At 59.7% G+C, this 20,949-nt stretch carries 18 protein-coding genes and 1 pseudogene; 13 read left to right on the forward strand and 6 right to left on the reverse strand.

Features of this window, described 5'->3' with window-relative positions:
* Window positions 1-369 precede the first annotated feature (369 nt).
* Window positions 370-1,347: a YaaC family protein gene (locus AUR_RS19940; RefSeq protein ID WP_128397307.1), complete on the reverse strand. Its 978-nt coding sequence runs from the start codon at window positions 1,345-1,347 to the stop codon at window positions 370-372.
* A 316-nt stretch (window positions 1,348-1,663) separates the two neighbouring features.
* Here AUR_RS19940 and AUR_RS19945 point away from each other — a divergent pair, with 316 nt between their 5' ends.
* The gene (locus AUR_RS19945; protein ID WP_062096333.1) at window positions 1,664-2,344 is read left to right on the forward strand and encodes a GntR family transcriptional regulator; all 681 of its coding nucleotides are present in this window, start codon (window positions 1,664-1,666) and stop codon (window positions 2,342-2,344) included.
* A 247-nt stretch (window positions 2,345-2,591) separates the two neighbouring features.
* Here the strand turns inward: AUR_RS19945 and AUR_RS19950 are convergent, their stop codons facing one another.
* Both AUR_RS19950 and AUR_RS19955 read right to left on the reverse strand, forming a co-directional pair.
* Window positions 2,592-3,449, reverse strand: a complete 858-nt coding sequence (locus AUR_RS19950; protein WP_062096336.1) for a helix-turn-helix transcriptional regulator — start codon at window positions 3,447-3,449, stop codon at window positions 2,592-2,594.
* A 125-nt stretch (window positions 3,450-3,574) separates the two neighbouring features.
* Complete coding sequence (locus AUR_RS19955; protein ID WP_128397308.1) at window positions 3,575-4,555, reverse strand: alpha/beta fold hydrolase; 981 nt, start codon at window positions 4,553-4,555, stop codon at window positions 3,575-3,577.
* Between the two features lie 286 nt (window positions 4,556-4,841).
* On the opposite strand from AUR_RS19955, the gene AUR_RS19960 reads away from it, so the two are divergent.
* Together AUR_RS19960 and AUR_RS20380 are read left to right on the forward strand one after the other, a co-directional pair.
* Window positions 4,842-5,615, forward strand: coding sequence for an SDR family NAD(P)-dependent oxidoreductase (locus AUR_RS19960; protein WP_062096340.1), 774 nt, complete (start codon window positions 4,842-4,844; stop codon window positions 5,613-5,615).
* A 398-nt stretch (window positions 5,616-6,013) separates the two neighbouring features.
* A complete protein-coding gene (locus tag AUR_RS20380) occupies window positions 6,014-6,151 on the forward strand; it encodes a hypothetical protein (protein WP_164888716.1) in 138 nt (45 codons plus the stop codon).
* A 31-nt stretch (window positions 6,152-6,182) separates the two neighbouring features.
* Here AUR_RS20380 and AUR_RS19965 read toward each other — a convergent pair whose 3' ends face one another.
* Window positions 6,183-7,076, reverse strand: coding sequence for a LysR family transcriptional regulator (locus AUR_RS19965; protein ID WP_062096342.1), 894 nt, complete (start codon window positions 7,074-7,076; stop codon window positions 6,183-6,185).
* A gap of 237 nt (window positions 7,077-7,313) precedes the next feature.
* Here AUR_RS19965 and AUR_RS19970 point away from each other — a divergent pair, with 237 nt between their 5' ends.
* The 7 genes and pseudogenes from AUR_RS19970 to AUR_RS20675 all read left to right on the forward strand — a co-directional run.
* Window positions 7,314-8,726: an NAD-dependent succinate-semialdehyde dehydrogenase gene (locus AUR_RS19970; RefSeq protein ID WP_062096344.1), complete on the forward strand. Its 1,413-nt coding sequence runs from the start codon at window positions 7,314-7,316 to the stop codon at window positions 8,724-8,726.
* Window positions 8,723-9,130, forward strand: coding sequence for a 4-carboxymuconolactone decarboxylase (gene pcaC, locus AUR_RS19975; RefSeq protein ID WP_062096346.1), 408 nt, complete (start codon window positions 8,723-8,725; stop codon window positions 9,128-9,130). The genes AUR_RS19970 and pcaC overlap by 4 nt, the downstream gene beginning before the upstream one ends.
* A complete protein-coding gene (locus AUR_RS19980) occupies window positions 9,118-10,023 on the forward strand; it encodes an NAD(P)-dependent oxidoreductase (protein WP_062096348.1) in 906 nt (301 codons plus the stop codon). Before pcaC ends, AUR_RS19980 begins: the two co-directional genes overlap by 13 nt.
* Window positions 10,016-10,390, forward strand: a complete 375-nt coding sequence (locus AUR_RS19985; protein WP_128397309.1) for a hypothetical protein — start codon at window positions 10,016-10,018, stop codon at window positions 10,388-10,390. The genes AUR_RS19980 and AUR_RS19985 overlap by 8 nt, the downstream gene beginning before the upstream one ends.
* Window positions 10,391-10,394: 4 nt before the next feature.
* Window positions 10,395-11,273, forward strand: a complete 879-nt coding sequence (locus AUR_RS19990; RefSeq protein WP_062096352.1) for an alpha/beta fold hydrolase — start codon at window positions 10,395-10,397, stop codon at window positions 11,271-11,273.
* Between the two features lie 160 nt (window positions 11,274-11,433).
* Window positions 11,434-12,816, forward strand: a complete 1,383-nt coding sequence (locus AUR_RS19995; protein WP_062096354.1) for an MFS transporter — start codon at window positions 11,434-11,436, stop codon at window positions 12,814-12,816.
* A 944-nt stretch (window positions 12,817-13,760) separates the two neighbouring features.
* Window positions 13,761-14,148 (forward strand): annotated as a pseudogene (locus tag AUR_RS20675) (IS30 family transposase); the annotation flags it as partial.
* Window positions 14,149-14,812: 664 nt separating this feature from the next.
* Here the strand turns inward: AUR_RS20675 and ahlD are convergent.
* A complete protein-coding gene (gene ahlD / locus AUR_RS20005) occupies window positions 14,813-15,634 on the reverse strand; it encodes an N-acyl homoserine lactonase AhlD (RefSeq protein WP_062096362.1) in 822 nt (273 codons plus the stop codon).
* A gap of 240 nt (window positions 15,635-15,874) precedes the next feature.
* Here ahlD and AUR_RS20010 point away from each other — a divergent pair, with 240 nt between their 5' ends.
* From AUR_RS20010 to AUR_RS20020, 3 genes are all read left to right on the forward strand, one after another.
* Window positions 15,875-17,128 (forward strand): ABC transporter substrate-binding protein, encoded by a 1,254-nt coding sequence (locus tag AUR_RS20010; protein WP_062096365.1) that lies wholly within the window; start codon window positions 15,875-15,877, stop codon window positions 17,126-17,128.
* Between the two features lie 123 nt (window positions 17,129-17,251).
* Window positions 17,252-18,811 (forward strand): FAD-binding protein, encoded by a 1,560-nt coding sequence (locus AUR_RS20015; protein ID WP_062096367.1) that lies wholly within the window; start codon window positions 17,252-17,254, stop codon window positions 18,809-18,811.
* 123 nt (window positions 18,812-18,934) lie between these two features.
* Window positions 18,935-20,098, forward strand: a complete 1,164-nt coding sequence (locus AUR_RS20020; protein ID WP_062096370.1) for an iron-containing alcohol dehydrogenase — start codon at window positions 18,935-18,937, stop codon at window positions 20,096-20,098.
* Window positions 20,099-20,414: 316 nt separating this feature from the next.
* Here AUR_RS20020 and AUR_RS20025 read toward each other — a convergent pair whose 3' ends face one another.
* Window positions 20,415-20,867 carry a carboxymuconolactone decarboxylase family protein gene (locus tag AUR_RS20025; protein ID WP_062096372.1) on the reverse strand — a complete coding sequence of 151 codons (453 nt, stop codon included), beginning with the start codon at window positions 20,865-20,867 and terminating at the stop codon, window positions 20,415-20,417.
* Window positions 20,868-20,949 lie beyond the last annotated feature (82 nt).

Consider the following 20,949-nt stretch of genomic DNA (forward strand, 5'->3'; position numbering starts at 1 on the left):
AGAAGGGAGGCGGCCGAGGGCAAAACAACTCTGTCGTTCAAGGGTCTGATTGGCGAGACTGCTTGAAAGACGCCAATCTCCGGCCATTTGCGCAACGGGCTTTTGCGCAAATGTGGCAAAAGCTCTGCCAGTCGCGCTGCCCTCTAAGACTCTGAACATAGAGATTTGGGAGTCCAGTCAGGGCGGACAAGGAACAAGCCACCTTGGGAAATCCCACGAGAACCAGCATCTGTGCTTGATGGCGCCGATAGGTACCCATATGTCGTGCCAGTAAGCGGGATGTACGAAGTGAATCCGGCCCAGTGGCCATTCAGCTCGTCAAACCACATCACAGCCTACGTTCAATTCCATTGCTTTTGGGGTAGTGCCCTACTCACGGAGGGCAGAACCAGTGAGAGTGGCATAGATGTGAGCTGGGATGGCTTCGAGGGCCTTGCCCAATGCGGCTTCCATGGGGACAGCCAACGATGAACTGTTGACATCAATGACCTGTGTCCATAGGACTGGCTTGTAACGGGTAATCATCGATAGGGAATAGAGCAGTACCCACCACGCGAGCAATGGGTCGAGTGCTCCTGCTCCTGGGGCAACAGCTGGCATCAAAACCTTACTGTTCCGTAGCTGCCGAAGTCTCGATGGTCCGTCGTAGGTGAAAACTGCCTCATCTGTGCGCGTTCCATCTTCAAGCGCCGAGTATGACGAGCCACCAAACCTCAGCAGTCTTGCCTCTGCCAGATCAGGATAGAGAAGCTTGAGTTCACTGGCATCATCCGCAATTTCGCGCTGCGTTGCTTGGAAAGTGAATGCATTCGGATCCTGTGCCTCTTGGCCCATAAAGGGCTTGTCGGCCCACCTAGGTTCGCCGAAACTTCCAACGGGATAGTCAAAATACACTTCAGGAAGCATGTGCCAGATGGCACCTAGCGTGACCGGTGCTCGAAGGGATTCCGACCGGAGCAGAGATGCGAGTCGGCCGAAAGAAGTATCTTCGTTGCCTTCAGATCTGATTCCGGTGGCCCATAGATCACCGGACCGCATGGATTGAAAGTGCAGCACTTTCAATCCATGTCCGCTGACCTCCGGAGTTTTGCCAGAACCCTCAGGTGTCATAGCCGCAGCAATAGCGCGCCCGGCCTGAGAAAGGCCGTAGTAGAGATTCAGGGCACGCGACTCATATCCTACGCTTGAGGCAGCCTCAAATTGCTGCTGGGCTTGCTCAAGTGCACTAGAAAACAGCCTGCGCCTGGATAATGGCATCGAGACCGGAGGACTCGAGCGTAAGGACCGGATTCGGCGCCAGGATTCATCGGCTGAATCTGATTCCATCTCAAAGTAGCGTTTCGGCATGACTCCAGTATCTACATGCGAGATGTGTTAAGTCCCACCCGGCATAGGCTAGCGTCCTATACGAACGAAACTGGCCCGGACGTTTCCAGTGTCTGCATATCAGGCCTCATCCGCCCGGCACCCGTAAACGATCTTCAAGCCCTGCACCGATTGGAATTACCCTGTGTCGAAGCCTGTCCCATCCCCGCCTGTCTCCCCATCCCCAGGCACTCCGGACGGGCTAGGGGACTTTAACTGGCCTGAGATTGATCTCATTGGCTGGTGTGGGCGGGCGTTTCCGGGATAGCCGCGATCGGTGCGCTGGCCGCCCTCGTTAATGTCAGTCGCGTCGGCCTTCGACAAGAGAACTCTGCGGGAACGTTGCACCCAGCACGTGCGCGACCAGATCATCTCCGGGGCCATCAAACCGGGGGAGCACCTTAAGGAAATGCACCTCAGCGAAGAGATGGGCGTCAGCCGTGGCACGCTCCGGGAAGCCCTTCGCCCGCTTGAGTTGGAAGGTCTTATTGTCGACGATGGCAAGCGGCACATGCGCGTACGGGAGTTGACGTCTCAAGAGATACTGGACGTCTTCGAAGTCCGTGCCACGCTGGAGACACTAGCGGCCCGCAAAATTGTGGTCAGCGAGCACCGCGACGAGATCACCACCAAGCTCCGCCAGGACCTGGAAGCTCTCAAACAGCCGAACCTTGAATTTGCGCAGCAGCTGGAACTGGACCTCAAATTCCACGAGCAGCTCTGTTTCCACGCCGGCAACCCGCAGCTTCTGGCTGCGTGGAGGAATCTCATCGGCCAGATCGAAATGATGATCATCGCCGCTGGCCCGGACAAGGCAAGTGGCCGCATGCGCTTTGATGAGCACATCCAAATAGTCGAAGCGATCGAGTCCGGCATCGAAGACCAAGCCGTCACCGCACTCACCGAGCACATGGCAGATTTCTGCTCCCGCTACGTTGGCGACCTTGTCGAGCCGGAGCTGCAGACCGCAGCGAGCTAGAGCGCCACCACCTATGGTTGCAAGGGGCAACCACTGGTGGCACATGTTCCTGAATGAAACGCCGCCAAGGGTTGGCGTCTGCCTCTGTATCCGGCCGCTGGCCCGAGGACCCAGATGAGGCACCGCCATGAAAGTCTTGGGATCGAGCGTTTGAGGTTGCCACGGAGTTCAAGAACCTGGTGGGGAAGCCGCACTCGTCGTGTTGTGTGGTGACGAGGCTACCCCGATCCGGGCGCAACCGCCTGGCTTATGGGTCGGGAGTTCCGGACGTGACGGCTTCGGTTGCCCACCAGGATCCGAGCAGCCGAAGAGACTCCTCGGAGGCGCTGTTGCTGGCGGTATAGACGAACATGGTTTGTGTGGGGTCGTCGGGGACGACGAAAGCTTCCCAATCTATATGGAGCGGGCCTACCACGGGGTGGTTGAACCGCTTCGTACCGGACGTGCGCCCGCGGGGATTGGGACTGAGCCACCATTGACTGAATTCAGGGCTCGCCGCCCTCAGCTCCGTCACGAGGTCTTTAGTCCGGCCGTCCTTCGGGTTTGCTGATGCTTCCAGCTGCAGGACGCCGACGAGCTCGGAGGCTATGGTGTCCCAGTCGAGATAGAGCTCCCTGGTTTTGGCTTCCGTGATGATCCATCGCAGAAGATTACGGTTATCGAGTGACTTGGCGGGAAAATTGTCCAGAAGCGCCCAGGCTAGGGCGTTCCCTGCCAGCACATCCATACGTGGACCCAGCACGAATGCGGGCTGCTTGTCGAAAGCTTGCAGCATCCGAGTTATCCCTGGCCGGACGGTAGGACGTTCCCGGTGGAAGCGTCCGGTGCTTCCAGGACGCGCGAGGTTGAACAGGTAATCCCGTTCGGCGTCATCAAGCTGCAGAACATCAGCGATGGCGCTGAGCACGGATTCAGACGGAGTGACCTGACGGCCCTGTTCGAGCCGGGCATACCAATCGGAGCTCACTGAGGCCAGGACTGCCACTTCCTCACGCCGCAGCCCGGGAACGCGGCGAGTCCCCGAGACCTTGATGCCAGCCATCTCCGGGGTTATGGCGGCCCGCCGGGCAATGAGAAACTCGCGCAATGCTTCGTTCTTCACCATGTCTTCTATTGTCTCCTGCACAGTTCACCGCTGTCTGCGTTGACTCATGCTGAGCAGACACCGGGGGCCGTTGATTGGATGCGGGTGTTAGCCAGGAATTGGCCCGGTCAGCAATCATTCGTATGCTAGGCAGGCAGTTCGCCGCGGGCCTGCGTGTCAAATCCGATAAACATGTCCACGAACCTCTCTGGTTGTTCCTCCGCTACCCAGTGGCCGCACTCGGGAATCAGGTGGCCGGTGACGTTTTCGGCGATTTCTTCGCACATGGCCAGATAATTCTTGGCCAGAGACTGAGCGCCGCCGCCTGAAGCCAGCACGGGCATCCTAAGTTTGCCTTGTTCTTGAATGACTCTGCGGTGCAATTCTGCATCGTGGTCGAGTTCCCGGTATATCTCGCACAGGGCGCGCATCGCCCCAGGCGCCTCGAAGGCGCGCGCGTAAACCTCAACGTCTGCCATCGATATGGCTTGCGGCTGGTACGTCAGATCGTCGTAGAAACGCTGGATGTACCAGCGTTCCTTTCCTTGGGTGAGGTAGACGGCAATGTCGGGATTTGAGTGGAAGTCGAAGTGCCAGGCGCTCTTTGCAACCTTTCGTTGCTCGTAATAGTCGGTGCCTGGCAGTGGCGCTTCCATAAACGTGACGCTGGCCGTGTCCTGCCGGTAGCGCAGTGCGTAGCCGAGTGCCAGCATCGAGCCGAGGTCATGGCCGACGACCGAGACTGGGCCTTCTACTTTGAGAACTGCGTGGACAAGGTGGTGGATGTCCGCGGCCATCGTCCATTTGTCGTACCCGTCCCGGGGCCTGCTCGAGTCGCCGGCTCCTCGGTAGTCCGGGGCGATTACCCTGTAGCCAGCCAAGGCAAGAGGTTCGAGTACGTGCCGCCAGGCGTAGCGTGTCTGTGGGGCTCCGTGCAGAAGCAGGACCGTTTTGGCCGGTTGGTCGGATGCTGTGGCGACGGTGTAACCAAGGCGCACTCCAGCTTCCTGATGGATCCATGCCCGACCGTGAGTAACGGCCACCCGGCCTGGAGCGGTGCTTCGTGTGGTCAAGATTCTTTTCCTTGTGTCCTGTTCATTGTGTCTGTCTGGGTGCCGATGGCCCACCGTCCATCAGACCAAGCATCGATACCGCAAGGAAGGGAGGCTCCACCCTAGGACAAAGAGACCTACCCTTAGGCGCCGAAACCTGGCTTCAGGTGGTGCTTACCGCGTTAACATCGGCGCATGCAGACAGTCAGACGATCCACCAACTATGCCAACTAAGACGTAAGACTAACTACGGGCCGTAGCTGCCAAAGGCTTGGTCGCACCAGTGGGCCTGCGGTGTGCCCGTTGCACGGTTGACCGCAAAGCCCTCACCCCACCGCACAATTGACAGGAGCTGACCCAAGTGGCCACACTCGCACTCATCACCGGCGCATCAGCAGGTATTGGATTCCATCTGGCAAAAGGACTCGCCGACCGTGGCTATGACATTGTCGGAGTCGGATCCAGCGTTCGAATCGCTTCCTTGCCTGAACAATTGCCGCATGCCACCGTGCGCCCCGTACAGGCCGACCTCTCGACCCGTGCAGGGGTTCAAAAAGTATGGGAAACCATCATGGAGTTAGGCCGCCCCCTGGACGTGGCCGCACTGAACGCGGGCATGAGCCTCGGAGGGTCTTTCCTGGATACGGATATCGATCAGGAATTGCGTATGCTCTCACTCAATGTGACCTCCCAAGTGCTCTTAGCCAAACATGTGGCTCGACACATGGTTGCGAACAAGTCCGGAAACATCCTTGTCACGAGTTCGCTTTCCGCCACGACGCCCACGCCTTTCGAATCCATCTATGGACCGACCCGGGCTTTCATGTACAGCTTCGCCCAAGGTCTCCGCGAAGAACTCAAGGAACACGGTGTAAATGTCACCGCCCTGCTTCCAGGCGCCACGGCAACCGAATTTCACGACAGGGCTGGGATGCAAAACACTGCCTTCGGAGACAATTCCACAAAGAATGACCCACGCCTCGTCGCCAAGATCGGACTCGACGGCCTGTTCGCCGGCAAGGACCACGTCGTCGGCGGCGACCCTTCAACCAAAAGGTCAGCACTGCTCAACAAGTTCCTTCCAGAAGAATTCAAGGCTCACCGCTTTGCAAACTGGTCACGTCCCAAGGGATGAAAGATTCATTCCACAGAGGCCGCCGCGCGCACCAGCGCTCGCTGCCAGAAGTGGGTCGACTGCCGCTGATCGCGTAGAAACGTTGAACGAGGGTCGCAGCATCTTCGCTTTCGCCCAGGGACGCTTCCCGTATCGTGGAGGGTAAGGGGTTTTGTCAGACTTCACTGGCTTCTCCTTCGAGGGCGGAGCTGCCTGTGAAAGACCTGTTGAAAGTGGCATGCCAGCGGGTGCAGGACACCCGAGACGCAGGCAAGTGCAAGCACTCTGACGACGGATGAAGCGATCATCGGGCACATTCAATTCTCTCTGCGGAGTCCCCTTGTCTTTTTCGCTGGTTTACGGGGAGAATTTGGCCACGATTCAACCCACCGAACTTACGCTGTAAAGGTTAACCAACGATGTTGACTGAATCGCTGCGGCTTCTCCTGAAGAAGCTGGCCGCCCTGTGCGACAGCCGCAACACGTCGATGCCCGCCGCGTTGACAGAAGGGACGCATGACGGTCAGTGGCGCGCGTTCGATCACCGGAAGGCGTAGAACTGATCATGGCGTGCCAAAATTCGTGTGTTTAGGCCGCCGACACAGCGCTGTACTCCGACGGACTTAGATGCTCCTTTAGTTCGGCAATGAAGGCCTTCAGGTTCGCTGACCTGCAGTCCCGGCGCCACGTCAGCCACGTCTCCGCCTTACCCAGTCCGGCAGGCATGGCGTGGGCCTGGACTCGGCTGGCGCCAGGCAGTGTCTCCAGCAAGGACTCAGGAATCATGCTGATGCCCCCGCCGGCCGCAACGCAAGCGAGCATGCTGTAATACGAGGAGATTTCGACAATCCGGCCAGGCACAATGCCTTCGGATTCCATCCAGTCTTCAAACCGCTGACGGTAGGAACACACCCTCCCGAACACAAATGCGGTGGGGTGGGAAGCCCTGAAATCGTCATCAAGCGTTGCAATTGATTGAGGTGTGATGATGCGTAGGTTCTCGCTGAACGCCTTGATGCCTGTCAATGCGGGGACTGCAGGCTTCCCATCGGTGAACGCGGCCGTGAGTTGGCCCCCCAGCAGGCGGTCAAAGAGTACCCCGGAGGAGTTGGCGTCGAGCTCCAGCTCCACGGCCGGATAGTGCAGATGGAACGCAGCAAGAATCGGCGGGATCCGGACGGCGGCCGTGCTTTCCAGGGCTCCGAGGCGGAACCGCCCGCGTGGGGCGCCTTGGGCTGAGAAGGCCTTGGCATCGTTGACCATGTCGATGATCTTCTGCGCGTGCTCCAGGAAGAGCTCACCGTCGGCTGAAAGTGAGCTCTGGCGCTTGTCCCTTACCAACAGCTTCACGCCTAGTTCGCGTTCCAGCTGTTGGATCCGGGTGGAAACATTGGACGGGACACGGAGCAGCTTGTTTGCCGCCTTGGTGATGCTGCCGGTCTCCGCTACGGCCAGAAAGATTTCCAACTGCGATATCTCCACGACGCCCTTCTTTCCATGTGAAGCAACCTAGGCAAAAACATCACGTATTAAGAAGAATGGCAGGTGCTTCGTCGTAATTCAAGCTCCAGGGCCAGGCCGACTGACCTACGGCGAAACGCCCTCGGGCCATTCTCTTTCAGAGAAGTGAAACTTCCGAAACTTCTTATTTATCAAAGAGTGGAGGGCTCCTAGAGTCGTTGTTAGCACCAACACTCGAGCAATAAGGACATACACACTATGGGCACCATCGAAGTTGCCGTCGCGAAGTCGACGAACCCGGCTACGGGCGAAGACGTTGCCGCCTATCCCTATCTGGATGAGCAGGGCTCTCTGGCTGTCGTCAGCGCTGCTGCCGAGGGGTTCGCAGCATGGCGTGGCACCACGCCCGCCGGGCGGGCCGATGTCTTCCGTCGGCTGGCCGGGTTGTTACGGCGGGACACAGTCACGCTGGCTGCTGTCATCACAGCGGAAATGGGCAAGCCCGTCACGCAGGCACAGGCTGAAGTGACCAAATGCGCCAACATGCTGGACTGGTACGCCGAGCACGGGCCGGCCATGTTGCAGGACTCGCCCACGACGATCGGTCCGGAAGCCTATGTTTCCTACTTGCCCACAGGCACTGTCCTGGCCGTCATGCCCTGGAACTTCCCGGTGTGGCAGATATTCCGCGGAGCAGCTCCCATCATCCTCGGTGGCAACGGCTACCTGCTAAAACCCGCGTCCAACGTCGTCGGCTGTGCTCTCGCGCTGGAGACCCTGTGGGAGGAGGCTGGGCTACCCAAGGGAACGTTCGCCGTCGTCAACTGCGACCGCGAACAGATCCCCGCGATCATCAACCACCCTGCGATCAGCGGCGTAGCGGTCACGGGCGGCACTGTCGCGGGGCAGAGTGTGGCCGCAGAAGCCGGGAAGGCCCTGAAGAAGGTCATCCTCGAACTCGGCGGCTCCGACCCGTTTATCGTTCTCGCCGACGCGGACTTGGACAAGGCCGTCGAGGCCGCCGCCACCGGACGTATGGTCAATGCGGGTCAGGTCTGCATCTCGGCCAAACGCATCATCGTGGAGAGGGCGGTCTACGCCGAATTCACCGACAAACTCACCCAGCGTGTGGAGAGCTTCAAGGTAGGCGACCCCACGGACCCGGAAACATTCGTCGGTCCCATGGCCAAAGAAGAAGCCTTGCTCGATGTCGATGACCAAGTGAAGCGGTCCGTCGCTGAAGGTGCCGTGCTGCGCACAGGTGGCTACCGACTGCCCGGCGTCGGTTCGTTCTACGCCCCGACAGTGCTTGCCGGCGTCACCGAAACCATGACCGCATTCAGGGAAGAAATCTTCGGACCCGTCGCTACCGTCATCCCGGCCGAAGACACCAACGATGCGATGGCCAAGGCCAACAACTCCGAATTCGGACTCAGTGCAGCTATCTGGACGGCCGACAACGCCAAAGCCCGCTCCATGGCCCGACAGATTGACGCCGGCGGCGTCTTCATTAATGGCCTTTCCGTATCGGATCCCCGGATTCCCATCGGAGGCGTCAAAAAGAGCGGCTTTGGCCGCGAGTTGTCCTACCTCGGCGTCCATGAGTTCACCAACATACAGGCCGTCTGGGACCAGACCCCCCTCAAGGCAGCAAACGGGGCAGCACAATGAGCACAACGACCATCAACCAGGAACTCTTCGATAAGGGCCTTGCGACGCGACGGGAAGTCCTTGGCGACGACTACGTCCAGCGGAGCCTGGATGGAGCCGATGACTTTTCCATGGACATGCAGGAACTCGTCACCAAGGTCTGCTGGGGTGATGTGTGGAACCGGCCGGGCCTGGAACGGACCGAACGAAGTCTGATTAACCTCGCGATGATCAGTGCCCTGAACCGGCCGCATGAGCTGAAGGTCCATCTCCGCGGAGCCATTCGCAACGGCGTCACGAAAGATCAGATTAAGGAAGTCTTCCTGCAAGTGGCCATCTATTGCGGCGTCCCCGCGGCGCTGGAAAGCTTCCGTCTTGCACGCGAAGTCTTCAAGGAAATGGAAGCCGAAGCATGGGCGCCGTAGGTTTCATCGGTCTGGGAAATATGGGTTACCCCATGGCTTCGCGGTTGGCGGATGCCGGTTACCGGCTGATTGTCAGCGACCAGGCAGAGCGGGTCGTTGAGCGGTTTCTGAACGATAACCCTGGATCCGCGTCCGCCACAGATGTCTCTGCTTGGCAAGACGCGGACATCATCATCACGATGCTGCCCAACTCGGCTATCGTCGAAGCTGTCCTGACGGGTGGGGGAGTGGCCGCCGCAGCCTCGCTGAATACGCTCTTCATCGACATGTCCTCTTCCGAGCCTCTGCGGTCGCGGCAGCTGGGAAAGCATCTCGAAGACCAGGGCATGCGCTACCTGGACGCCCCGGTTTCCGGCGGTGTCCGGGGAGCCGAGAGTGGCCAACTGGCCATCATGGTTGGAGGACGCTGGCAGGACCTCGACCAGGCAACGGAGCTCTTCGACGTCGTGGGCAAGTCCGTCATCCACGTCGGTGAGGCAGGCGCAGGCCATGCTGCCAAGGCACTGAACAATCTCGTCTCGGCCGCATCGGTTGCCGCCACCGTCGAGGCCTTGCGGATCGGTGAACGCTTCGGCATCGACCCAGCAACCCTGACAGACGTCCTGAACGCCTCGTCCGGGCGCAGCAACACCTCCGAAAACAAGGTCCGCCAGTTCATGCTCAGTGGCACGTTTGGTTCTGGTTTCCCTATCGGTCTCATGACCAAGGACATCAAGATCGCCACTGCCTTGGCCGATTCCCTCGGGGTCGCGGCCAATTTCAGCCACGACTGCGAAAGCATCTGGCAATCAACCCTCGACGCCGGCCACGGCGCCGAGGACCATACGAGGATGTACGAATTCCTCGTTACCCCCACCCCGGCTTTCGATGATGAAAGGCAAATCCATGCATGACTTCGCCAAGGTGCTGAACACCGCGACAGAGGACTTCGAGTTTAGCCGTGAGATCCGCTACTACAGCGGTAAACTCCACGTCGCCATCGGCGACAAGGCCTGGCTCGCCGAATACGACGACGGCAAACTTATCACCGTGGGACCGTCAACTACGGATCCCGGCGATGCTGCGATCTGGATCAAGGGAACCGAAGAGCGGTGGAACGATATGACAGCTGAGTACCCTCGGCCGTTCTTCCAGTCCCTGCAAAGCTCCTCGGCCAAACACGGCGTGCTGCTGAGCAACACCAACCAGCTCTACGCCTACCTGCCGGCGTTGAACCGGCTCATGCAAATCTTCCGCCAGCTCAACCGCGAAGGAGCGTAAAGCCATGGCAAAGTTCGAACCCATCAAGGGCGGCTACGTCTACCTCACCGTCGAAGACATCGAATACCGGGTCTACTACGAAGAAGCAGGCAACGGCATCCCGCTCATCGTTGGCCACACCGCCGGTTCAGACGGACGCCAGTACCGCCACCTCCTCAACGACGAAGAAGTCACCTCGCGCTACCGGGTTATCGCCTTCGACCTGCCCTTCCACGGTAAATCCCTGCCCCCGCACGGCGACAAGTGGTGGACCCGTGAATACAACATGACCAAGTCCCGGATGATGGCTTTCCCCAACGCCCTCTCCGAAGCCCTCGAACTGGACCGCCCCGTCTACATGGGCAGCTCCATGGGCGGCCACCTCGCCATCGACCTGGCCTCCAACTTCAACGACCGCTACCGCGCCACAATCTCCGTCGAAGGCGCCCTGCGCTCCGCGGCAGAGTACGTCGAAGTCGGCATGGACGGCATCCGCCGCGAATTCGACAACCCCAACGTCTCCCGCACCTCCACCGGCGCGGCCATGATGCTGAATATCTCCCCGTACTCCCCGGAAGAGAACGTCCGGGAAATCCAGTGGGAATACCAGTGCGGTGGGCCCGGGGTATTCGCCGGGGACCTCTTTTACTACTACTACGACCACAACGTCTCACCCGAAGAAGCTGCGGCCATCGACACGAACAAATGCATGCTGTACTTCCTCACCGGTGAATACGACCCCAACACCTCCCCGGCTGACACCAAGGAAGCCGCGAACCTGGTCAAGGGATCCAAGTTCTGGGAGATGCCCAAACTCGGCCACTTCCCGGTCACGGAAAACTACACGGAATTCCGCAAATTCCTCCTTCCCATCCTGAAGGAAATCGAAAGCAAGTCCACCTAGGACACGCTAAGGGCGGGCCGGAAACGAACCGGCCCGCCGCTCCGACCGTGGAACCCGGTCACCCACGAAGGGCGCAGTTGCGCGAGGTCCTTAGGCAGCCACGCCCAAAAACAAATGTAATCCCCGTCACATTCCTTTGTACCACCAATGGAGGTGGATCATGTCCCCAACCCACATCAATGCCACTTGGCGGCCGGCCCCTGTCACCAACCGGCAAATCAAGTTCGCGACCGTCCTCGCATTCCTCGCATGGGCCTTCGCCGTCTACGACTTCATCCTCTTCGGCACACTGCTCCCGGAACTCGGTAAAGACCTCGGCCTCAACGAAGCGGAACAGGCCACCATGGTGACCTGGATGTCCGTCGGAGCCGTGGCACTGGGCCTGCTGGCCGGACCCGTCGTCGATAAATTCGGCCGTAAGGCCGGTCTCGCCTTCACCACCGCCGGCGCTGGCATCGCCTCGCTGCTGACCGCGCTGGGCGGCGTCGTGCCGGTCGGCATCCTGGTCGCCATCCGTTCGCTGAGCGGGCTGGGCTTGTCAGAGCAGGGCGTCAACGGCGCCTACCTCAGCGAACTGTATGGCGCCTCCGAGGACCCTCGCATCAAAAAACGCCAAGGCTTCATCTACTCCCTCGTTCAAGGCGGTTGGCCCATCGGTGCCATCCTCGCCGCCGCGCTGACCGCGGTGCTGCTGCCCGTGATCGGCTGGGCAGGATGCTTCGTCTTCGCCGCCGTACCGTCGTTGATCGTCGCAGCGCTGGCCCGGAAGCTCCGCGAATCACCCCAGTTCGAATCCATCCAGAAAATCCGCCAACTCCAGAAAGATGGCCACCATAGCGACGCCGAAACCCTCTCGGCCAACCTGGGCATCGAGGAACACGAAACCCGCAGCACCCTCGCCGACGTATTCCGTGGCCGCAGTTTACGCACCACCCTGTCGCTGGCTCTCGGGCACATCCTCAACTATTTCCCCGTCCAGGTCTTCAGCGTCCTGGGAACCACCGTGCTCGTCAGCGTCCACAACGTCTCATTCACCAACTCCCTGGTCATCCTCCTGCTGTCCAACCTGATCGCGTACCTCGGCTACCTGACCCACGGCTTCCTCGGAGACAAATTCGGCCGCCGCAACGTCATCGCGTTCGGCTGGATCACCGGTGGCATTGTATTCACGGCCATGATCTTCGGTCCCAGCGACTTCTGGACCGTGGTCCTGCTCTACAGCCTGGGCACGTTCTTCCTTATCGGCCCGTACTCCTGCGTCCTGTTCTTCGTCGGCGAAAGCTACGACACCCGCATCCGCGGCAGGGGAGCCACCTTCGTTGCCGCCGTCGGCCCAATCGGCGCGATCATCTCCAGCGCACTGGCCGCGACCCTGTTGTCCAATGGAGGCAACTGGGCTCTGGCAGCGTTTCTCTTTGGCGCTATCCCGTGCGTGCTCTCCGGGATAGCCGTGCTCTTCTCCCGTAAACACCAGCACGTACCCGACCCTGTACACGTCCCAGCCCCCACGGAGGAGGCCGCGGCTGGTGAGGCGTCCCGCTAACCACACCAACCTCGGATAGGGCCGTGCCCAAGAGCAGGTTCTAGCGGTCGTTGCAACACCCCGAACTTTTGGGAGTTGCAACGACCGTGTCGTCTTTAACGGAGGAATCTGCCGGGCGGAGGAAATACACGCCGGAGCAGAAGGCTAAGTTCTTCCTCGCGTTGGACCGCTGTGGGAGCGTGAGCGTGGCCGCCGCGGAGCTCGGCTTGAATCTGATGACGTGCTTTCAGTGGGTCCTCCGGAATCGTAAGGTTGGGCCCAGCGGAAATACGCATCCGCCCAGAAGGCGGAGATCTTCAGAGTCTTCGACCGGGTCAAGAGCACGAGGCAGGCTGCAAGAGAACTCGGACTTAACCCTGATACATGCGCCGGGTGGGTTCGTAAAGCCGGGCTAAAAAGCCGGGGGAAGCCGGGCGCGGGCACTCATCCTGGTATCGGCCCTGGAGAAGGCTATCGACCCGCCATACCTCAACGTCCAGGAGCGGGAGCTGATCCGGGACCTGCAAGCAGCCGGGTCCTTCATCAGGGCGATCGCCGTACCCTGGCACGACCGGCTTCTACGGTCAGCCGGGAACTTGCCTGCAATACCGATCCCCGGGGGGCTACCTGCCCCGCGGAGCGCACCGGAAAGCCGCTGCCCGGCGGGCCGGGCCCAAAACGGCCAACTCGCCGTCGAGTCGGACCTGCGTGACTATGTGAAGGACAAACTGCTCCTGCGCTGGTCTCCGGAACAGATCAGCCACAAGTTGATCGAAAAGTTCCCAGACAACCCGGAGATGCCTGTGAGCCCGGAGACGATCTATCAAGCCCTCTACATCCAAGCCAGAGGCGGACTCAAACGCGAGGTCCAAGCAGCACTCTGTGCCGGCCGAACGCGTCGCAAACCCAACACGATAGGCGAACAACGCACGCCCAGGTTCATCGACCCCATCGCCGGCGCGCACAACCAATCGGCGATCGCGGCCCTGGTCGAACGCCACAACCCGCTATGTGATGCTCGTGCACCTCCCGGACGACCACACCGCGGAAACAGTCCGCGACGGCCTCATCACAACCATGGCCACAGACATGCAGGTCTACTTCTGTGACCCGACCAGTCCTTGGCAACGCGGCTCCAACGAGAACACCAACGGGCTGCTGCGCCAGTACTTCCCCAAGGGCACCGACCTGTCCCTCTACGGACCCGAAGACCTCGAGCACGTCGCCCGGGAACTCAAAGGGCGCCGCCCACGCAAAACAATGACCCCTAGAAACCGCCAAGGGTACGGCCCTATCTGGGTCCAGCACTGGCGACCGGATAGTCGCACTACTTTAAGCTTGCGATGTCAGTAGCGCGGCGTCGATGGCCCCCGAGCTGGCGGTACAGCGCCTATGAAACCCGATCCTCGAACTCATCAGAATTCGTATATAGGCGTCGACGGAACGGCATTCGCCCGCGTCCGCCGAAGTGTGGGGGAAATCGCGGGCCCGGATCAGTTTTTCCGAGACTCCTTCACTTGATTTTCGGCCTTCGCAACAGATCGACGCCGTGACATCTGGCAGACCAAACGAGGTGGATGCTGTGCCGTGCGACGCGGCAGCCAGCCCTCCGGGGGCGTTCAGGGGCGCAATGCCGCTGAGCCTGGTCGGAGAGTTCCGTGCGTGGTGCCCATTTCGTCGCCCACCCTCAGAGGTTTGCTGCTGAAGATACCTTCGTGTGCCAATACGGGGCGATTGTCTCCAGCAAGTTCCGTGTAGCGCTCTTCAAGTTTTTCCCTTTTCTCGATGCTTCGTTGCCACGCTCGGACCGTCTCCGGGTCACCGCCGTTTACCTGTTGCCAGCTGCGGGGGCGGTCTTCTTTTGATGGCCCAGGATCGACGCGTCCGCTCAGGCCAATGCGCGGCGGTTTCCTTTTGGCGGCAGAAGAACAGACGGGACAAACGGGGTCGTCGGCAAACATCGACGAGAGACTTGCTTCGAAAACGTGCCCCTCGACGCAACGGAAATCGTAGAGAATCACTGGTAGTGCCCCTGATGCGCCCATCGAATCTGGCTCGTTTGCTCGGACTCGTGCCCGAAAATCATCTCGGCGTTCGTCCGCTCTTGGATTCGCCGGAGCTTCTCAACCGACTCAAGCCAGAGGAGGTTATTCCAGACGACAGCGGCACCTACAGCCGGTGGGCCGAATGAGTCGCGCAAGTAGACTGCGTCCGAGGTAAAGATCTTGGTTCCGTCCTCCGGGAGGTCGACCTGAAGTGACATTGTTCCCCACGTGTGCCCAGGGGTGTCTATGACGGAAACGCCAGGGACGATTTCGGTATCGCCCTCGATGGCATCGATCGTCAGGCCTTCGAAGTCTGCCTTCAGATGCCCACCCAAGTGCGAGCCCATTATTCCCTGCACCCCCTCCAATTCCTTACGGTTGGCGACGATTTTGGTTCTGCCGTTGTCGAACAGACGCGCGTTACCCGCGTGGTCAAGGTGGAGGTGGGAAAGAACGAGTAGGTCGATGTCTGCAGGTTCCAGACCCACTTGGGCAAGCGAGGCGTCCAAGAACCCGGATGCACTCGAAGACTCAGTCTTAACCGGGAAGTAGTTGTCCATTCCGCTCTCTTGCCAGCGCGAACTCCAATCCCGGGGGACTCCGGTGTCCCACAGAATCCGACCCTCAGGGTGCTCAATCAGGACCGCATGAGTTGGGATGTCGCCCCACTCCCGTTGACGTTCCCTATTATTTCGGTCCGCGATGATCCGTCCCGGTTTCAGTAGGAGCCAAGCCATGTCGGCTTCCATAACCCCGGTTTCAAGAACGTGGACCTTCAGGTGATCCCTTGTCATGCCAATCCGTTCCGTAGCGTCTGAGGCGTATAGCGATTGATCGACATAATGTCAGACGATCGGCCAATCCTCAAGAAGGTGGGACCGCAATAATGCTCTTGCGCGTGACTGGACTCACACCTATACTCAAATCACCGCTCGTTATGATTGTCATACATTCTTTCTTCATACAAACGAGTTTCGCGTATTCGTCGCCGGCTGACGTGTAGTGACTGTCAGTCAACCTATAAGGAGTTCAGAATGGTCAAGGAAGACCACGATTGTGTTTCTCCCCCCTCCGGGGGGAAGAAACTGGCCATGCGTGCGGGATGGGCCTTTGCCCTCGCATCGGTCTTGGCGCTCACTGCCTGTGGCGGCGGCAGCGACTTCGGTCCTGCGGCTGGACCCGGGGCGGCGACGTCTTCCGAGTCAGTGCTGTCATCTCTCCCGGCTGATGCACAGACCGCCTATGAGAACGCTGACGCGTTAATCGGAACGACGCCGTACGGCGAGGGGTGGCAACCCAAGGGGCCGGCACCATGGACTATTGGCTATACGAGTCCGTACGCAGGAAATTCCTGGCAGACAACGGCTATGGATCACCTGATGAACGATGTGGTTCCGCGGTACCAGAAGGCTGGCTTGATCAAAGAGGTGATCGTTGCCCAGTCGGGTGGCGACGACACGGTGCAGAACCAGCAGATCCGACAACTCGTTGACCAGGGCGCAGACATTTTGATCGCCTGCTGCTCAGCAAAAACAGCTCTAAACCAGTCAATTGAGTACGCCCATGAAAAAGGTGTGCCTTTTGTTGCATGGAGTGGGCACGTGGATTCGCCATACGCCGTCAGCGCAGTAACGAACTATCGTCAGGCTGGAAGCGTCTTTGCCAAGTCAGTCTTCGACAAGATCGGTGGCAAAGGCAACGTTCTGGATGTCCAAGGCGTTCCGGGAGCCACCAATGCCATCGATTTCGAGGCCGGGGTTCAGGATGCGCTGAAGGAATACCCCGACATCAAACTTGTGGGGTCTGTCAACGGTATGTGGTCTGCGCCTGTGACTAAGACTGAGGTGCAGAAGTTCCTCGCAACCCACCCGGGCCAACTGGATGGTATTGTCGCGCAACCTGCTTCGGCTACGGGCGCTCTGCAGGCGCTTCAGCAGTCTGGTCGACCTGTTGTGCCGATCAATATCGGTGGAGAAACGGGCGCTGCGTGCTATTGGGTGAATCATCCTGAATTCGCCGACACTGGCTACAACATCTGGCCGCCAAAGGGTGAGATGGAACTGGGCATCGAGACTGCGGTACGCATCCTTCAGCAGCAGGGGCCGAAGATTCAGTCCATCGTCCTCAGCGTATCGCCCATTAGTTACGAGGACGCCAAAGCGGCCCTTGGGCCGAATTGTGACCCCAATGCCGATGGCTGGCTGGAGCCCAAGGACGGCTGGCTGACAGGTACCAAGCTTGATGCCTTCTTCGAGAAGCCCAGTGATCCGTTCGCCTGGAAGCCGTAATAGGCGGGCCGCCCGCTCTCGAAATAGATGATCACCGGAAGCGGTCGGTAAACAGAAGATCAACCCACGAAGCTGTCAGATGCACTGACAGACATCAAAGATGATGGATGGAGAACACAAGAAATGTCTGAGTACGATCTGGTCGTAATTGGTAGCGGTTTTGCTGGGGCCTCTGCCGCCCTGAGCTACTGCGAGAAAGCAGCCGACGAAGGTCGGTCCGGCCGGGTAGCAGTGGTCGAAGTTGGAGCAGAAGACGAACGTTCCGGAGGGTCACGCTGGACCATGGCCTGGCTTCGCGTCTACGAAGACGGCAGGCTCGACGAGTCCTGGAAGGACCGAGTTCAGGAAACGTCCAAGGGACTTGCTGACTTGGAATACTGCCTGGCACTGGAGCGTGAAGTCCCCGGGACCATCAAGTACCTGGAAGCCCATGGGGTGGAGCTCTACCAGCACTGGGAAAACGATGTCGCTCTTGAATACGAAACCGACAAGAGCATCAAATGGCCGGTCGGAGGTGGTCTTCAAATCGTCAACAACCTCCTCGCGCATTTCAGGAAGTTTGATAATTCCGAGATCCTCTACGAAACCGAAGCCGTAAAGCTGAGCATTTCGGACGAAGGCCGTGTCAACGGCGTGGTAGTCCGCGGTAAGGACGGGCTCCTTCGAACGCTCAGCTCCAAGGCCGTCGTCATTGCATCGGGCGGTTTCGAAGGTAACCCGGAAATGTTGACGCAGTACCTCGGCAATAACGCCGTCGACATAAAGCCAATCGTTCCAGGGCTGCACCGCAACAAGGGCGCCGGTATCCGCATGGCCATGGACATCGGGGCCGACACCGCCGGACAGTTCGACATGTTCCACTCCGAGGTCGTCGACTCTCGGACCAGCCGCCCTGACTCTGTAATTTGGGGCCACAACTACGGAATCTGTGTCAACGAACAGGGAAAGCGGTTCTTCGACGAGGGCGAAGACTACCTCTTTGCCCACTTCGAATTGCTGGCATACGAAGTCTGGAAAAACCAGAACCAGAAAGCCTACTTCATCACCGATAAGCCAGTCATGGAACGCATGCGCCCGGGCTGGGTCTATGAGACCACCGATTTGGAGCCGGAGGAGGGCGCGACGCTGGCTGAACTGGCAACCAAGCTGGGTCTCAGCCCGGAAGCACTCGAAGCCACCGTTCAGGAATTCAACGCGGCCACGGTCGGCGGACCATTCCAGCCTGAAATCCTTGACGGGTTGAGCACCGAAGGTCTCGTCCCACCAAAGTCCAACTGGGCGAATCGGATCGAATCCGGGCCATACTACGGATATCCGCTTGAGGCGAGGATCACCTTTACCTTTGGTGGGCTCAAAACAGACACCCAGGCGCGGGTCATCTCCGGCGGTGGAGTGCCGATTCCAGGCCTCTACGCAGCGGGCGAAATCACGGGATTGTTCTACCACGAGTACCCGCCGGCGACGTCGTCAATTCGTTCCATGACCTTTGGCCGAGTCGCAGGAGCTAACGCTGTGGGCTACCTGAACGAGCTGGAATCAGGCGACGCCTCAGTTTCGGCGCCGGCGACTCCACCCGCCAGCCGTGCTGCTGAGGCGACAGCCAGCCAAGGCTCGGCCATCCCCGCAGTCCCGGAGTCCGAAGCTGCGTCGAAGGCTGCTGAGGCAGCTGGCAGCAGGCGGTAGCTGGAGCAGGTGAGAGGCTCACCGCGGAGGTTACCTCGCCAAGTCCCATACGGAGCAAAAACTAGATAACAGGAGCTGGCACGCCTCGGGAACGGGGCGTGCCATTCCCTATTGGAGGAAAGTATGAGTCAACCACGTGTCTTCGACATGCCGCGTATCGAACGAGTCATTGAGGGCGGTGGTGCTATCCAACAAATTCCCGCCGAACTGGAGCGGCGGGGACTCAACCGTGCTCTTCTCGTAGCAGGCAAGTCCATCAGCGCCACGCGACAATTCGGTGATCTCGTCAGTGTGCTGGGAGCCAGGGCCGTCGCGGTGTACGGCAGGGTCGAGGCCCATAACCCAGTCAAGCGACTAGCTGAGCTAGTGGAGATCGCTCAGAACGCACGTGCCGACGTCGTGATAGGTGTCGGCGGAGGCTCCGCTGTTGACGCGGCGAAGCTCACGGCATTGGGAGTGGGGGAGGGTATTCAATCGGCGCAGGACTTCCTGGGCTACAGCATTTCCCATGGGTTGCCGGAGCTGCAAGGTACCCCGCTTCCTGTCCTGGCCGTGCCGACAACCTTATCGGCGGCAGAGTGGAATGGGGTTGCCGCCTTTGTTGACGACACGACAAACACCAAGGAACTGACCAGGTACCTCGCCCTTACGCCCAGAATTGTGGTGCTCGATCCGGAGCTGTGTGCCTTAACTCCCAGGAAGTTGTGGATCACAACCGGTGTCAGGGCGATCGATCATGCAGTAGAAATCGCCTATGCAACGAATGCGCACCCTTTCACCACGGCGCTGTGCACTGCGGCTCTCCGCACCCTGGCCGAGGATCTTCCCCTGACGGCGTCTGACCCTCATGACTACGAAGCGGCTCTGCGCTGCCAGCAGGCGGCCTGGATGTCACTGGTCGGAGTGCACAACGTACCAGTGGGGTTATCCCATGCCATCGGCCACCAGTTGGGTGCGGCCGGCGTTCCCCACGGCGTAACGTCCTGCATCACGCTGCCGCACGTTATGCGGTTCTACGCTCAAGCGACCGCAAGCCAACAGGCCATTATGGCCACCGTGCTGGCAGCGGCAAGAGGAACAACGAACGCCATGTCGGCTCCTGAGGAGCTGGAGCTGCTCTTCGAAAAGCTGGGAGTACCGCGGCAAATCCGTGAATTCGGCCTGAGCCCGGAGGCGTTGGAGAACGTTGTTCGCGCGACGATGGGCGAGGCGGAAGCCGTCATTCGTCAAGCACCGCGACCGGTATCAGCCGATGATGTAAGGGAGCTCTTACAGAAAGCCTACTAGCGAGCCGCACATATAGCGGAGAATACGTCGTTCTCATTCTTGCAACGCGGCAGATGCCAGCTCGCAACCAGCGGTTCCTGATCGGTCGTCGCGACACCCAAATAGCAGGTGTCGCGACGACCGATCTGCTTAACGTCGACAGGATGGTTTGCACAACCGAAGCACGGTTGGGTGGCCGCCGCCGTGGCACAACCCGCCGCCGCAGTGCCCGAGCGAATTGAGGACTCCATCGTTGGGCATCGCGCAACGGGCACGCAAAAGCCCGGCGGGGGATACCAGCCGGGCTTAAGCGCACTTTCGAACGCCGGCAATCACGTCATCGCGGGGCCTGGATAGCCTTGGTCTCGTCGGGGTCGGCGCCAGTGGAGCCAGCAACTTCATTGAGCGTTTCCTGGACGACGCGCATCGCTGCGAGCCCCGCGGGTGCGCCGCAATAGGCGGTGGCCTGCACGATTGATTCTACGATCTCACTTGGTTCTAAACCGTTCCTCAGGCCGCCTCGAACATGCACGGAAAGTTCGTGGTGCTGGTTGAGCGCGACCAGCATGCCGATATTGAGGAGGCTACGGCTTCGACGGTCAAGGCCGGGTCGGGTCCACACAGCGCCCCATACTGTTTCAGTGATGTGGGTCTGCAGGGCCTCACTTTCTGTTCCCGCTGTGCGCTCGAGGGAACCAGCGACGTATGCATCCCCGAGTACCTCCCTACGTACCTTGATTCCGGCATTCCATAGTTCGCTCTGTTCGTCTGCTTCATGCTGATTAGTCATTTCGGTCCTTCACGTATTCAGTCGTTCCCGCGTTGCGGCGCCACTGCCGGAGTTTCCCCTGGGCAGAGGGTTGATATGGAGG

It is taken from the genome of Paenarthrobacter ureafaciens, from assembly GCF_004028095.1.
GTDB lineage: Bacteria > Actinomycetota > Actinomycetes > Actinomycetales > Micrococcaceae > Arthrobacter > Arthrobacter ureafaciens.

Coding starts and splice junctions, on each gene's coding strand:
- AUR_RS20010 (WP_062096365.1), top strand. CDS start 15,875: ATGGTCAAGGAAGACCACGATTGTGTTTCTCCCCCCTCCGGGGGGAAG.
- pcaC (WP_062096346.1), top strand. CDS start 8,723: ATGAGCACAACGACCATCAACCAGGAACTCTTCGATAAGGGCCTTGCG.
- AUR_RS19980 (WP_062096348.1), top strand. CDS start 9,118: ATGGGCGCCGTAGGTTTCATCGGTCTGGGAAATATGGGTTACCCCATG.
- AUR_RS19970 (WP_062096344.1), top strand. CDS start 7,314: ATGGGCACCATCGAAGTTGCCGTCGCGAAGTCGACGAACCCGGCTACG.
- AUR_RS20020 (WP_062096370.1), top strand. CDS start 18,935: ATGAGTCAACCACGTGTCTTCGACATGCCGCGTATCGAACGAGTCATT.
- AUR_RS20015 (WP_062096367.1), top strand. CDS start 17,252: ATGTCTGAGTACGATCTGGTCGTAATTGGTAGCGGTTTTGCTGGGGCC.
- AUR_RS20025 (WP_062096372.1), bottom strand. CDS start 20,867: ATGACTAATCAGCATGAAGCAGACGAACAGAGCGAACTATGGAATGCC.
- AUR_RS19945 (WP_062096333.1), top strand. CDS start 1,664: ATGTCAGTCGCGTCGGCCTTCGACAAGAGAACTCTGCGGGAACGTTGC.
- AUR_RS19990 (WP_062096352.1), top strand. CDS start 10,395: ATGGCAAAGTTCGAACCCATCAAGGGCGGCTACGTCTACCTCACCGTC.
- ahlD (WP_062096362.1), bottom strand. CDS start 15,634: ATGACAAGGGATCACCTGAAGGTCCACGTTCTTGAAACCGGGGTTATG.
- AUR_RS19950 (WP_062096336.1), bottom strand. CDS start 3,449: ATGGTGAAGAACGAAGCATTGCGCGAGTTTCTCATTGCCCGGCGGGCC.
- AUR_RS19995 (WP_062096354.1), top strand. CDS start 11,434: ATGTCCCCAACCCACATCAATGCCACTTGGCGGCCGGCCCCTGTCACC.
- AUR_RS19940 (WP_128397307.1), bottom strand. CDS start 1,347: ATGCCGAAACGCTACTTTGAGATGGAATCAGATTCAGCCGATGAATCC.
- AUR_RS19985 (WP_128397309.1), top strand. CDS start 10,016: ATGCATGACTTCGCCAAGGTGCTGAACACCGCGACAGAGGACTTCGAG.
- AUR_RS20380 (WP_164888716.1), top strand. CDS start 6,014: ATGTTGACTGAATCGCTGCGGCTTCTCCTGAAGAAGCTGGCCGCCCTG.